Source organism: Virgifigura deserti (assembly GCA_003576685.1).
GTDB classification, from domain to species: Bacteria; Pseudomonadota; Alphaproteobacteria; order Dongiales; family Dongiaceae; genus Virgifigura; species Virgifigura deserti.
Window position 1 is genome coordinate 33,143 of record QOZR01000002.1, and the last position, 12,720, is coordinate 45,862.

The window sequence follows — 12,720 nt, forward strand, 5'->3', positions numbered from 1 at the left end:
TCGGCGACCGGTCAAGGCCGCCGCGGCGTCTCCGGAGCCCGGGGAGCATTCGTGTCTTCAATGTTCTCCACCTCGACATCCGTCCGCCGGACCTTATCGCGGATATGCTCCTCGCGGGTCTCGGCGTCCTTGCCGACGACGACTTCCTCGACCACCCGCGCTTCCTTCGAGATGACCGCCTCTTCGTCGGTTTCCTTCACCTCGACCCAGCGTTCCTTGAAGGCCTCGCCGGCCTCGGCCGGATCCGCCGGCCGATCCACCGGGCGGCGTTCCACGTGAACGGTCTCGTCGCGCAACTGGATGGCCTCGTCGACCGGCCGCTCAGTGACATAGCTGCGAACGCGAACGCCACCGCGCTCGACCTCGCGTTTGCCGACTTGAACATTCTCCTCGACAATGGGGATGTGGGCCTCGCGGTCCCCGGTACGCTCTGCAGTCGCGGCACCTGTCGTCGCTGCACGATCCTGCGTCATCTCGGCGGCGGTATAGGGCGCCGCTTCCGCATCGAAACCGGTCCAGCCGCTCTCGCGCCACTGGCTGGCCCGTGTTTCGATATCGACCGGGTCGTGCCGCTCCATCAAGGCCGCGGCACGGTCGACATCGGCCTCGTCAGCGCGCACCGCGACCAACGTGCCACCGCGGCGCACGCCTTCCGCGTAATAGCCGGCTTCCTCCTCGGGCACGCCGGCATCGGTCAGCGCGCCGATCAGGCCGCCGGCAAGCGCACCCGTGCCGGCGCCGACCAGCGTGGCGGCGAGCGGACCGGCGGCCACGACGGGACCGATGCCCGGGATGGCAAGCGCACCCAGCCCGACCAGGAGTCCGCCGATGCCGCCGACGGCAGCGCCGATACCGGCGCCCGTGGCCGTGCCGCTGGTGTCGTCGGTCGCAGCGGTGGGGGCCGCGGCGGTGGGAGTCCCGACAGCGGCAGTTCCGGCTTCATCGGAATAGATGCCATCAGCGTTGTTGGCCATCAGGCTGATATCGTCACGCCGGAAGTCGGCGTCGGCGAGATCCTGCACCGTGCGCTGCGCCGACGGAAAGTCGTCATAGAGAGCGACTACGGTTTTGGTCATCACGAATCTCCTTGTATTGGGTTTCGGTATGAAGCGGCTGTGCCGCGAGCAGTCCGCGATGGGATGGAATCCTCTCGGGTCAGGACGACGAACTTGGTTCGGAATTGGCAGAACTGAGCGGCTCGACGACCGCCTCCTCGCTGCGGAGGGTCACCGTCTTCGGGTCGTGAAATTCGCTCCGGTGGGTCGTGATCCGAACCTCCTCGACGACCCGCAATCGCTTCTCCACTACGATGACCTCCTCGAGCAGCGGAATGATCATCGTGTCGCCCTCTCGCCAAGGCGGGACCGGCGCGTCGACCCATTGGCCGACCGGGACGCGCGTCACCTCGACCCGTTCGCGCAGGAGAGGCTCGTCGACGACCATCTCGCGCTCCCGGACCCGTTTCGTCACGCGAACTTTTCCGGTAACGACCTTCCGCTTCCGCACCGCCAGTCGTTCCTCGACGACCGGAATGCGATGCTCTTCGGTACCGGCATCACTGGTGATCGTGGAGAAGCTGAGTGGCAGACGGATGCTGTTGTCGTCCTCGGGATTGAGCATGTCCCGCGGCACCAGAACGTGGCGGCCGCCGGCCAGCTCGATCATCACCCGGGTACCGGTTTCATCATTCCCCGGCTCGAGGGCGACTATCCTGCCCTCCAAGCCATCGGAATCGGTGACGGTCCTGCCTTCAAGGGGCTTCATGCCAGTCATGACCCGTCGAGCACTGTGGACCGAGGCGGCCTACAGAACCCACATCAAGAGCAGAATGGCGACGATGATGGCAGCGACGATCGCAATGACGGTCGGCATCCTGCGTGATCGGTCGGCACCGGCCGGACGATCATAGACGCCGATAGTCTCGGATGACGGGTCAGTCGTCCGGCCGTTGTCAGCGGTACCGTATACACCGACCCTGCCCGTCCGGGCACCGCTGCCACTGGTGTCGTGATCTGTAGATTTGCTCATCCCATCAGTTCCTTGCGACGAACAACCAGCTTGGTTGCTCTCGCCAGCCGCGTTTACAGTGCGACCAGAACAGCGCTCAGGACCGATGGTTCCGGTGAATCTTGAAAAACCGGTCAGCCCCTCAAGCCGCGCGACGGCGATTGCGGGGTCAACGCACGGGATTCGCCCCGTTCCGCCACTGAGCGATTCCATACCAGCCGAGCGCAACCCAACCGACCAGGAAGGCGACGCCGCCGAACGGCGTGACCCAGACGAGGCCACGCGAGCCGGCCAGCGCCAGAAGATAGAGGCTGCCCGAGAACAGCAGCGCACCGAGGAAGAAACCGACCCCGGCGAGGGCCAGCGCGGCACCTCCCGGGGAACGCTCCCGCATTCCGTGATTTGCCGCCAGCGCCGCCACGGCGAGCAACGCCAGCGCATGCCACATCTGATAGGAGACGGCGGTCTCCATCCAGGCCTGCCGCTGCGGCTCGATGGTGCCGGCCATCCCATGCGCCGCGTAGGCGCCCATCGCCACCCCGACAAGGCCGTGGATTGCCGCCGCAACCAGCCAAAGCGCCATCACCCCTGCCCTCCAGACCATCGAACAGCCCAACTGCGGATCGAACGGCCGCGGCAGTTGACGGTTTCGCCCGGCGTCCGGTTCCTATATGTCATTGCTGGAAGCCGCCGACAATGTCGCCTCAACCGGACCCGCTGCCCATGGCTTTCCAGACCATTCTGTTCGACTCCGCCGATGGCATTGCCCGCCTGACGCTCAACCGGCCCGACAGGCTGAACAGCCTCGACCGCGTGATGCTGGTCGAGATTCGGGAGGCCTTCGATCGGATCAGAACAGACGCGTCGATCCGGGCCTTGCTGATCACCGGCAGCGGCCGCGCCTTCTGCGCCGGCCAGGACCTGCAGGATCCCGGTGCGCTCGAAAGCCCGGAAGCGGTCGGCGCACTCGTGAGCAAGTTCTACAATCCGATGATCGGCGATCTCCGCAATCTCGAGATTCCGGTGATCGCCGTCGTGAACGGCGTCGCTGCCGGCGCCGGCAGCAGCCTCGCGCTTGCCTGCGATCTGGTTCTGGCCGCGCGTTCGGCCAGCTTCGTCCAGGCCTTCGGCCGGATCGGCCTGATTCCCGATGCGGGCGGCAGCGCGATGCTGCCGCGCCTGGTCGGCCCGGCGCGGGCGCTCGGCCTCGCGCTCCTGGGCGAACCGCTGCCGGCCGAGACGGCGGAGGCTTGGGGGCTGATTTGGCGCTGCGTCCCCGACGAGGCGCTGTCGGGCGAGGCGGACGCGCTGGCCGCGCGTCTGGCGACGCAGGCGACCCGCGCCCTGGGGTTGACCAAGCGGGCGATCAACGGCGCCGCCGACCGCAGTCTTGAGCAGCAGCTCGACGTCGAGGCCGATCTCCAGGCCAAGGCGGCGGATACCGCAGACTTCCGGGAGGGGTTGGCGGCATTTCTCGAGAAACGGCCGGCCCGCTTCACCGGCCGGTAAGCCGAAGAGCGAAAGAAAAGCCGCATGCCCGTCGAGATCGCCGATCATTGGTTCGAGATCCGCCATATGGGCGACGACATCACGCTGCTGTGGGAGCCGCATGTGATTCCACTCATGCGCTGCAACATCTGGCATGTGCGGGGCCGGGAGCGCGACCTGATGATCGATACCGGCATGGGCATCTGCAGCCTGCGCGAGGCAGCGCGCGATCTCCTCGACAAGCCGATGATTGCGGTCGCCACCCATACGCACGCCGATCATGTCGGCGGCCATCACGAGTTCGACGACTGCCTCGTCCATGCGGCGGAGGCGGACAATCTGCAGCGGCCGACCGAGCGCGGGACGCTGGTCGCCCAGGAGATCGGCCCCGACAAGATCCGCAAGCTGCGGATTGCCGGATATGAGATCGGTGAGGCGCTGATCACCGCCCTGCCCCACGCCGGGTACGACCTCTCGGAGTATGGCGTGCGCCCGGCCAAGGCGACCCGGATCGTCGAAGAGGGCAGCATCGTCGACACGGGCGACCGCCGCTTCGAGGTGCTGCATCTGCCGGGGCATTCGCCCGGCAGCATCGGCCTTTGGGAAGCTGCAACGGGCACCCTGTTCTCCGGCGATGCAATCTATGACGGTCCCTTGCTGGACGAACTCCCCCATTCGAATATCGAGGATTACGTCAAGACGATGCGCCGCTTGCGAACGCTGCCGGTCCGCACCGTCCATGCCGGCCACGATCCGAGCTTCGGCCGTGACCGCCTGATCGAGCTGGTCGACGCCTATCTCGACCGCCGCGCCGGATAAGCGGCCGACCGATCTCGCATCCCTACATCCCGCTTTCAATCTGGCGTCCTGTTGCCTTATCGGGCTACTTTCTCGACGGTTTTACCACTCTGGAGTGTCGCCGCATGCCCCTCAACCCGATCGATCTCAGCCGTGCGGGAGCGCCGCATGTCGGGTCCTATTGGGCCGTCACGGCGGGCGACGAGGTATCCGGCGTTGTCCCTGTGACCGAGGATCTGGACGTCGATATCGCGATCATCGGCGGCGGCTATACGGGGCTTTCCACCGCCTACCACCTCGCCCGCGATCATGGCGTCGCGGCCCACGTCCTGGAGGCGAACCGGATCGGCTGGGGCTGCAGCGGGCGCAATGGCGGCTTCTGCTCGATCGGGATCGGCAAGGAGGATTTCGAAACCTGGGTGCGGCGTTGGGGCATCGACCAAGCGCGCACCGTATTCGAAATGGGCCGAGAGGCGGTCCGAACGGTCCGGGGACTGGTGACCGATGAAGGATTCGATGTCGAGATGACACCGGAGGGCGGGCTCGAGCTCGCCCACAAGGCGAATCGCATGCCGGGCTTCGCGACGCGATCGCAAATGCTCCACGATCTGTTCGGCGTCGAGACGCGGCTGCTCGACCGTGCCGCGTTGGAGCGCGATTATCTGGTCAGTCGCGAGGCGCACGGCGCGTTACTGTACAGCGAAGGCTTCGCCCTGCACGCGATGCGCTATGTCCGCGGCCTTGCCGAGGCCGCGCAGCGCCGAGGCGCAGTGCTGCACGGCTCGTCACCCGTCACCGAGTGGCGCCGCGACGGCGAGCGGCACCTGCTGGTCACGCCGCGCGGCACCGTCCGCGCCCGCCAAGTGGTGATCGCCACCAACGGCTACACCAACGACAGCCTGCACCCGCGAACCAACGGTCGGCTGCTGCCGGTGCTGTCGAACATCATCGTCACCCGGCCATTGACCGCGGCGGAGCGCGAATCGGTCAACTGGCAGACCTATCTGAAGATCTGGGACAGCCGTCGCCTGCTGTTCTACTATCGGTTGTTGCCGGACAACCGTGTGCTGTTCGGCGCGCGCGGCGGCATCCACGACACGCCGACCGCCAACCGCAAGCAGAAGGCCTGGTTACAGCGCCGGTTCGCCGACATGTTTCCGCCGCTGTCCGGTGTCGACACCGATTTCTTCTGGCGCGGCTGGGTCTGTGCCTCCTACGACAAGAACCCGCATCTCGGCACCACCGACGATCCGACGGTGCATTACGCCTTGGCCTATCTCGGGACAGGCGTCGCGCTGTCGACGCTGTGCGGCCGACTGCTCGCGACCCGGCTGGGAGGCGGCGCGGTCGATGCCGGCCCACTTCTCAGCCAGCCCTTGCCGCCCTTCCCGTTCCCCCGCTTCCGCCGCCTTTATCAACGCGCCGCCTACAGCTATTACGCGCTGCAGGACAGGCTGCTGTAGCGGACCTCGCCCTTCGACAGGCTCAGGGTGAGGTCCTCATGCTGACCCTGTCGAAGGATGCGTGGCAACGCCGTTGAGGCCGCCCGTCAGATCCCAGCAGCGAGAGCCAAACCGCCCGCCGCGATCGCGCCGCCGGCCAGCCGCAGCAGCGGGGCCGAGAGGCGGCTCACGACGACGGCGAGCCCGATTCCAGCGCGGTGCAGCAGCGCCGTCGCGAGAGCGAAGCCCGAGGCATAGAGCATCGGTGCCGCAGCCGTCGGTGCTTCCAGCCCATGCGCATGGCCGTGGAACAGCGCGAACAGCGCCACCAGCGCCATGCTCAGGGAGAGCGGCAATCGGGACTGGAGGGCGATCAAGCCGCCCAGCAGCACGACGGACGCGACGATGCCGAGCTCGATCATCGGCAGCGGAATACCGACCATGCCGACCAGCCCGCCGCCGATCATCGCCGCGACGAAGGCCGCCGGCACGAGCCACATCGCCCGCCCGCCGATCTGCGCCGCCCAGATGCCGACCGCGACCATGGCGAGAACATGATCGAGGCCGCCCAGCGGATGGAAGAAGCCTGCGCCGAACCCGCCCCCATGGATGCCATAGGTGTGAGCCAGCGCCGGCGAAGCTGCGGCCAGAACCCCGGCGCCGGCCGCGCCAGCCGTCAGGATGCGTCGAATCATGTTTTGCTCCCCAATTGAGACTGTCTGTGGGTGAAACTGTCTATCGGGGTCTATAGCAGAAAACGCGATCCCCTCGGCAACCGATTTTGCCCCGCTTCTTGTCCGTTTGCGACAACCGGACGGCCGTCCCGGCAGCGGACAATAAAGCATTGATCGACGCGCCGGTCGGTGGCTCTGTATCGGCTCCTGACAATCAAGTCGCCTCATGGAGCCGATGGCCGCCACTCTCCTCGTGCACGAGATCCCCTATCGCGATCCGCTTGACCTGTTCGCGCGATTCGCCCGCCTGCCGGGCACGGTCTTCCTGGACAGCGCGCTTCCCGACGGGCCGACCGGCCGTTACTCCTTCATCGCGGCGGACCCGTTCCGGACCTTGCGCAGCCGGGACGGCCGAATCACCGATGGCGCGGCGACCGCGAACGGCGACCCGTTCGCCGCCCTTCAGCGCCTTCTGGCCGAGTACCCGGTCGAGCCGCGGCCGGAGTTGCCGCCCTTCCAGACCGGCGTCGCCGGCTATTTCGGCTATGACCTGGCGCAGCATCTCGAACGGGTGCCGCCGCACGGGCACGATGACCAGGGCTTTCCCGACCTTCTGCTCGGCGCCTATGACGTGACGGTCGCGCTGGATCATGACCGCCGCCGCGCCTGGATTCTCTCCAGCGGCTATCCCGAGACGACCGCCGACGGCCGGGCGCAGCGCGCCGAAACGCGGCTCGATTGGTGCCGCTCGATCCTCGCCGGGCCGCCTCACGCGCCGCCACGGGCGACGCTGGGGCCGGGGGCGGCGGAGATGACGTGCGAGGATTACCTGACGATGATCCGCCGAACAATCGACTACATCTATGCCGGCGACATCTACCAGGCCAATCTCACGCAGCGGTTCCGGACCGAGCTGCCGCCGGACGCCGATCCCTTCGCCCTCTATTGCGCGCTGCGCCGCCGCAATCCGGCGCCCTTCGCCGCCTATCTCGGCTTCGGCGAGGTGGTCATCGCCTCCGCCTCGCCGGAGCGCTTCCTGCAGCTTCGCGACGGCCGGGTCGAAACCCGGCCGATCAAGGGCACCCGACCGCGCGGGCGGACTCCGGACGAGGATCGGGCGCTCGCCGCCGAACTGTCCGAAAGCGCCAAGGACCGCGCCGAGAACCTGATGATCGTCGATCTGCTGCGCAACGACCTGTCGCGCGTCTGCCGCGACCACAGCGTACAGGTGCCGGCATTGTTCGCCCTCGAAAGTTACGCCACCGTTCACCATCTCGTGTCCGTGGTAACGGGCGAGCTGCGCGACGGCATGGGACCGGTCGATCTGCTGCGGGCGACCTTTCCGGGCGGCTCGATCACCGGCGCGCCGAAGATCCGGGCGATGGAGATCATCGCCGAGCTGGAACCGACGCGCCGTGGCCCCTATTGCGGCAGCATCGGGTATATCGGCTTCGACGGTTCGATGGACACAAGCATCACGATCCGCACCTACAGCATCAAGGACCGTGTCGTGACCTTCCAAGTCGGCGGCGGAATCGTCGCCGACTCCGACCCGGTCGCCGAGTATGATGAGAGCCTGACGAAGGCGCGAGCGCTGCAGGAGGCGCTTGGCGCAGGAGAGGCATCGTGACGGTCCTGCTGATCGACAACTACGACTCCTTCGCGCACAACCTGGCGCGCTATATCCGCGAGCTGGGCCGGCCCTGCGCGGTGGCGCGCAACGATGCGGTGACGCTTGCCGACATCGCGCGCCTCGCGCCGTCGCATATCATCGTCTCGCCCGGTCCCTGCACGCCGAAGGAGGCCGGCATCTCGAATGCGGTGATCGCGCAGTTCGGGTCGAGCGTGCCGCTGCTGGGCGTCTGTCTCGGCCATCAGTGCATCGGCCATGTCTTCGGCGGCCGGGTCGTCCGGGCGATGCGGCCGATGCACGGCAAGACGACGTCACTGCGCCATGACGGTAGCGGCGTGTTCGCCGGGCTGCCGAGTCCGTTCCGCGTCACCCGCTATCATTCGCTGGTCGTCGCGGCCGAGGACCTGCCGGACTGCCTGGCGCCGACCGCATTCAGCGAGGAGGGCGAGATCATGGCGCTTCGGCACCGACGCGCCCCGATCTTCGGCGTCCAGTTCCATCCCGAGGCGGTGCTGACCGAGCATGGCCATGCCCTGCTCGAGAACTTCCTGCGGATCGGTACCGCGCAGCAGCAGCAAGGCGACGCCGCATGATTTTCCTAAACGGGGCGCTGGTGGATCCGGCTGAGGCGCGCATCGACCCGACCGATCGCGGGTTCCTGCTCGCCGACGGGCTACTCGCCACGTTGCGGGCCTATGCCGGCCGGCCGTTCCGCCTGCCCGATCACCTCGCCCAGCTGCGCGCCGACGCGGCCCGCCTCGGAATTACCGTGCCGCTGTCCGACGCGACCCTGAGTGACGCGGTGGCGGCCGTACTCGATGCCAACCGGCTCGACCGATCCGATGCATCGATTCGGATCACGCTCACTCGCGGCCCCGGGCCGCGCGGGCTTCTGCCGCCCGAGAGGCCGACGCCGACGCTGATGATCACCGCCGCACGCTATGCCCCGCCGGCCCCGCGGCCGCGCAGCGCCGGCATCGCCTCGATCCGCCGCAACGACCAGTCGCCGACGGCGCAGATCAAGTCGCTCGCCTATCTCGACAATATCCTGGCGCTGCACGAGGTCGTGGATCGCGGCTTCGACGAAGCCCTGCTGCTCAACACGCAGGGCCGCGTCGCCGGCGGCAGCCATGCGAACCTGTTCCTCGTGATCGACGGCGCACTCTGCACGCCGCCGCCGAGCGAGGGCGTGCGGCCGGGAATTGCCCGCGGCGTCGTCTTGGGGTTGGGTCGTCCAGTGCAGGAGAAGCCGCTCGAGGCCACTGACCTTGATCGTGCCGAGGAGGCCTTCCTCACGAACAGCTTGATCGAGATCGCGCCACTCAGTCAGATCGAGGATCGTGTGGTCGGTAACGGAGAAATCGGCCCACTTACGACGGTGCTCCTCGCGCGGTATCAGGCTGCTGTCGCAGAAAACCGCTTGTAGAGAAATCCCGTCAGCGAGCCTAGAACGAGCCAGAAGAGGAAGCTCGTCACCAGCGCCGCGACGACGAAGTCGCGGGCGAGGCTCGCCGGTGCAAGGCCGCTATGCGTCTCCGGCTGCGGCGCGCCGATCAGATGCGGCAGCAGCAGAAGTCCGACGCCCGCAGTTACCCAGACCGGCCGCCGCACCAGAAACATCAGCGCGAGACCGGCGCCGGTCGCCAGCACCGCGCCCAGCCACCAGACCTGCCGGTCCATAAGCGGTGCGGCCTCGGCACCAGGAATCTCCGGCGGCAGCCCGAGTGCCGGCGCCAGCGTGAAGGTGACGAAGCCCGCCGCGCCCCAATAGAGCCCGCTTTGCCAGTCGGCCCCGCCGCGCAGGGCGAAGGCCGCCGCCAGCAGCAGGCCGAAGCCGATTCCGGTGAGCACGTTCACGAGGAGGGTGTAGAGCGTGCGCTCCAGCCCGTCCTGCGGTGCCCAGCCGGCATGGCTGTGCTCATGTGCTGCCCCAGCATCATGATCATGGACATGATCTGGCTCGACCGGTGCGGCCGTCTCATAGGTTTCGGCCTCGAAGACGAGCGGCAGGACCCGCACGGCCTGCGCGGCCGTGACGAAGAGTCCGGCGAGCAGGCCGGCGAGCGCCGCGACGAAAACGATCTGCCGGAACATCGGCCGAGTGCCGATCAGTGGCAGGGGAAGGCGTGCGCATGCCGCCCGTCATGGGCGGCATTGTGGATCACCTGCGGGCCGGCGAAACCGACGCCCCAGATGAGCATGACTCCCAAGAACGCGGCCAGAAACGCCGGCAGCACTGCGGCGGTACGGCCGACCGCAGCCTGAGTGGAACGAGTGGTCGAGGACAGGTCCGATTGCAGCATGATGTCTCCTCTTGCTGTCATGGTCGCCAATATCCGCCGCAAGGCCTGAACGCACGGCCAGCAGCCTGAAAATGCCCCAGTTGAACCGCCGGGGCAAGACGGTCCTGATACCTCGGATCGCGCCGTCGGACGACCGGTCATCGGCCTTCTCCGGCAGGTGCTTCCGATACCCGGTCGATCAGATGGACGAAAGAGCCGAAGACGGTTCCGCAACGCCGACCGCTACTCCCCAGCGCCCGGCCGGTCGCGTCGCGGCACTCGAACAGCGGCTTCCCGTCCCCCTCGTCGACGATCGAGGCATAATGGAATTCATGGCCGCGGAACGCCTGCCCCGGATCTCCGAGAGCGCAGGCGCCGGCAAGCCGCGCCTGGCGATAACCGAGATGCAGCCGCCGGTCGGCGAAGGACGCCTCGAGCGGCAGCAGTCCGGCCATGGCGTGGCGCCGGCCTTCAGCATCGACGAGGCCGGCGCCCAGCGTCATATAGCCGCCGCACTCGCCGAAGACCGTCGCGCCGCGCACCGCAGCCTGCCGCAAGCCCGCCAGGAAAGCGTCGTTGCCGGCCAGCCGCCCGGCATGAAGCTCCGGATAGCCGCCGGGCAGATAAACTGCATCGGCATCGGCCGTCGGCGCCTCGTCCGCCAAGGGAGAGAAGAGGGACAGCTCGGCACCGGCCGCGCGCCAGTCTTCGAGCAGCGCCGCATAGGCGAAGGTGAAGGCGGCATCGTCGGCGACCGCGATCCGCTGTCCCAAGGGCGGGACCGCAGCGCCTTCGCCTGTCTGCGTCCTGCCATTAAATGAAAGCCGCATCGGTGCAGCGAGCGCTTGCAGCGCGCCCAGATCGACATGGCGGACGATCCAGTCGGCGGCGCGGTCAAGGAACGCCGCAAGGTCGGCGCGCTCGCTCGCCTGGACAAGGCCGAGATGCCTCTCCGGCACAGCGAGATCAGCGATGCGCGGCAGGCAGCCCAGCACAGGGATGCCGAGCGGCGCGACGGCGCGGCGGAGGATATCGGCATGCGCCGGACCGCCGACACGATTGAACAGGACGCCGGCGATTCGGACATCGGCGCGGTGCCCGGCGAAGCCGCGCAGTAGGGCGGCGGCCGAGGCGGCCTGGCCGCGCACGTCGATCACAAGAAGCACCGGCCAGCCGGTCAGCGCGGCAACGTCGGCGGTCGATCCGGTGCCGTCCACAGCACCATCGAACAGCCCCATCACCCCCTCGCCGAGGACGAGATCGGCGCCCTGCTGCAGCGCGCCCAGCAGACGCGCGATCGTTTCTGGCCGCATCGCCCAGGAATCGAGGTTCGGACAGGCCCGACCGCTCGCGGCGGCATGGAACGCCGGGTCAATATAGTCGGGACCGATCTTGAATGATCCCGCCGCGACGCCAGCCCGGCAAAGCGCGCGGAGCAGCGCCAGCGTCACCGTCGTCTTGCCGCTGCCCGAGGCGGGCGCGGCGATGATCAGGCCGGGCGTGAATGCAGTCATGCGCGCGTGCTCCCTCACCCTGTCTCGCCGCGGCTGCGAGAGCCGAGCGGGTCGGGAAAGAGGACGCGGCCGTCGAGCGCGCCCAGCCAGTCGAGCGCGGTGCGCAGACGCACCACCTCGCCGACGACGACGAGCGCCGGCGGCTCGAGCCCACTCGCGACGACATCGGCGGCACAGGCGCCCAGCGTGGTCTCCAGGACCCGCTGCTCGGGCAGCGTCGCCCGGCAGACCACGGCCACGGGCTCGTCGCGGCGGCGGCCGGCGGCGATCAGCCGTTCCGCGATCGCCTCGATATGCTTAAGCGCCATATAGAGGACCAGCACCGGCGAGCCGCGGGCGAGCGCAGTCCAATCCACCGAGTCGGGAACGGTGCCGTTGGTGTCATGGCCGGTGATGAAGGTCACGGCCGAGTTCACGTCGCGATGCGTCACGGGAATCCCGGCATAGGCGAGGCCGCCGATGCCGGCGCTGATGCCCGGCACGACGCGGAACGGCACGCCGGCCTCGACCAGCGACAGGGCTTCCTCGCCACCGCGGCCGAAGACGAAGGGATCGCCGCCCTTCAGCCGCAGCACTCGCTTGCCCTCGCGGGAGAGCTGGACCAGACGACGGGAGATATCCGGCTGCTTCGCCGAGGGCTTGCCGCCGCGCTTGCCGGCATATTCGAGAACCGCGCCGGGCCGTGCCAGATCGAGGATCTCGGACCCGACCAGCGCGTCATAGACGACGACGTCCGCCTGGCTCAGGCCACGCAGCGCCAGCAGCGTCAGCAGACCCGGATCGCCGGGACCGGCGCCGGTCAGCCAGACCCAGCCGGGATCCAGTGACGGAAGCGAAAGCGGAAAATCAACCATGCCGCATTCTAGAACGGGCGCGCCGTCC

The 12,720-nt window shown here is 68.0% G+C and carries 15 protein-coding genes; 6 read left to right on the plus strand and 9 right to left on the minus strand.

Features of this window, described 5'->3' with window-relative positions; translation table 11 throughout:
• Positions 1 to 11 precede the first annotated feature (11 nt).
• The 4 genes from DT069_RS03610 to DT069_RS03625 all read right to left on the minus strand — a co-directional run bounded on the left by DT069_RS03610 (position 12) and on the right by DT069_RS03625 (position 2,590).
• A complete protein-coding gene (locus DT069_RS03610) occupies positions 12 to 1,076 on the minus strand; it encodes a YsnF/AvaK domain-containing protein (RefSeq protein ID WP_119458923.1) in 1,065 nt (354 codons plus the stop codon).
• A 79-nt stretch (positions 1,077 to 1,155) separates the two neighbouring features.
• Positions 1,156 to 1,764 carry a YsnF/AvaK domain-containing protein gene (locus DT069_RS03615; RefSeq protein ID WP_425449979.1) on the minus strand — a complete coding sequence of 203 codons (609 nt, stop codon included), beginning with the start codon at positions 1,762 to 1,764 and terminating at the stop codon, positions 1,156 to 1,158.
• A gap of 39 nt (positions 1,765 to 1,803) precedes the next feature.
• On the minus strand, positions 1,804 to 2,028 hold the full coding sequence (locus tag DT069_RS24530) for a hypothetical protein (protein WP_162912965.1): 225 nt from the start codon (positions 2,026 to 2,028) through the stop codon (positions 1,804 to 1,806).
• A gap of 148 nt (positions 2,029 to 2,176) precedes the next feature.
• A complete protein-coding gene (locus tag DT069_RS03625; RefSeq protein WP_425449980.1) occupies positions 2,177 to 2,590 on the minus strand; it encodes a DUF423 domain-containing protein in 414 nt (137 codons plus the stop codon).
• 140 nt (positions 2,591 to 2,730) lie between these two features.
• Between DT069_RS03625 and DT069_RS03630 the strand changes: the two genes are divergently transcribed.
• The 3 genes from DT069_RS03630 (at position 2,731) to DT069_RS03640 (ending at position 5,756) form a co-directional block, all read left to right on the plus strand.
• Entirely contained in the window at positions 2,731 to 3,516 is a 786-nt protein-coding gene (locus DT069_RS03630) for an enoyl-CoA hydratase-related protein (RefSeq protein ID WP_119458926.1), read from the plus strand.
• Between the two features lie 24 nt (positions 3,517 to 3,540).
• Positions 3,541 to 4,314: an MBL fold metallo-hydrolase gene (locus DT069_RS03635; RefSeq protein WP_119458927.1), complete on the plus strand. Its 774-nt coding sequence runs from the start codon at positions 3,541 to 3,543 to the stop codon at positions 4,312 to 4,314.
• Positions 4,315 to 4,418: 104 nt separating this feature from the next.
• Positions 4,419 to 5,756, plus strand: a complete 1,338-nt coding sequence (locus DT069_RS03640; RefSeq protein WP_119458928.1) for an NAD(P)/FAD-dependent oxidoreductase — start codon at positions 4,419 to 4,421, stop codon at positions 5,754 to 5,756.
• 86 nt (positions 5,757 to 5,842) lie between these two features.
• Here the strand turns inward: DT069_RS03640 and DT069_RS03645 are convergent, their stop codons facing one another.
• A complete protein-coding gene (locus DT069_RS03645) occupies positions 5,843 to 6,430 on the minus strand; it encodes a HupE/UreJ family protein (protein ID WP_119458929.1) in 588 nt (195 codons plus the stop codon).
• Positions 6,431 to 6,644: 214 nt separating this feature from the next.
• Here DT069_RS03645 and pabB point away from each other — a divergent pair, with 214 nt between their 5' ends.
• Genes pabB through DT069_RS03660 form a run of 3 tightly spaced genes read left to right on the plus strand, consistent with a single transcriptional unit; the run spans position 6,645 to position 9,468 of the window.
• A complete protein-coding gene (gene pabB, locus DT069_RS03650; RefSeq protein ID WP_119459280.1) occupies positions 6,645 to 8,039 on the plus strand; it encodes an aminodeoxychorismate synthase, component I in 1,395 nt (464 codons plus the stop codon).
• Entirely contained in the window at positions 8,036 to 8,635 is a 600-nt protein-coding gene (locus DT069_RS03655; RefSeq protein WP_119458930.1) for an anthranilate synthase component II, read from the plus strand. Before pabB ends, DT069_RS03655 begins: the two co-directional genes overlap by 4 nt.
• Positions 8,632 to 9,468 (plus strand): aminotransferase class IV, encoded by an 837-nt coding sequence (locus DT069_RS03660; protein WP_119458931.1) that lies wholly within the window; start codon positions 8,632 to 8,634, stop codon positions 9,466 to 9,468. The genes DT069_RS03655 and DT069_RS03660 overlap by 4 nt, the downstream gene beginning before the upstream one ends.
• Here DT069_RS03660 and DT069_RS03665 read toward each other — a convergent pair.
• From DT069_RS03665 to cobA, 4 genes are all read right to left on the minus strand, one after another.
• Positions 9,438 to 10,136, minus strand: coding sequence for a CbtA family protein (locus DT069_RS03665; protein WP_119458932.1), 699 nt, complete (start codon positions 10,134 to 10,136; stop codon positions 9,438 to 9,440). The genes DT069_RS03660 and DT069_RS03665 overlap by 31 nt on opposite strands.
• A gap of 14 nt (positions 10,137 to 10,150) precedes the next feature.
• On the minus strand, positions 10,151 to 10,366 hold the full coding sequence (locus tag DT069_RS03670; RefSeq protein WP_425449981.1) for a CbtB domain-containing protein: 216 nt from the start codon (positions 10,364 to 10,366) through the stop codon (positions 10,151 to 10,153).
• Positions 10,367 to 10,482: 116 nt separating this feature from the next.
• On the minus strand, positions 10,483 to 11,838 hold the full coding sequence (locus tag DT069_RS03675; protein ID WP_119458934.1) for a cobyrinic acid a,c-diamide synthase CobB: 1,356 nt from the start codon (positions 11,836 to 11,838) through the stop codon (positions 10,483 to 10,485).
• Positions 11,839 to 11,852: 14 nt separating this feature from the next.
• Positions 11,853 to 12,692 carry a uroporphyrinogen-III C-methyltransferase gene (cobA, locus tag DT069_RS03680; RefSeq protein ID WP_119458935.1) on the minus strand — a complete coding sequence of 280 codons (840 nt, stop codon included), beginning with the start codon at positions 12,690 to 12,692 and terminating at the stop codon, positions 11,853 to 11,855.
• Positions 12,693 to 12,720: the final 28 nt, after the last annotated feature.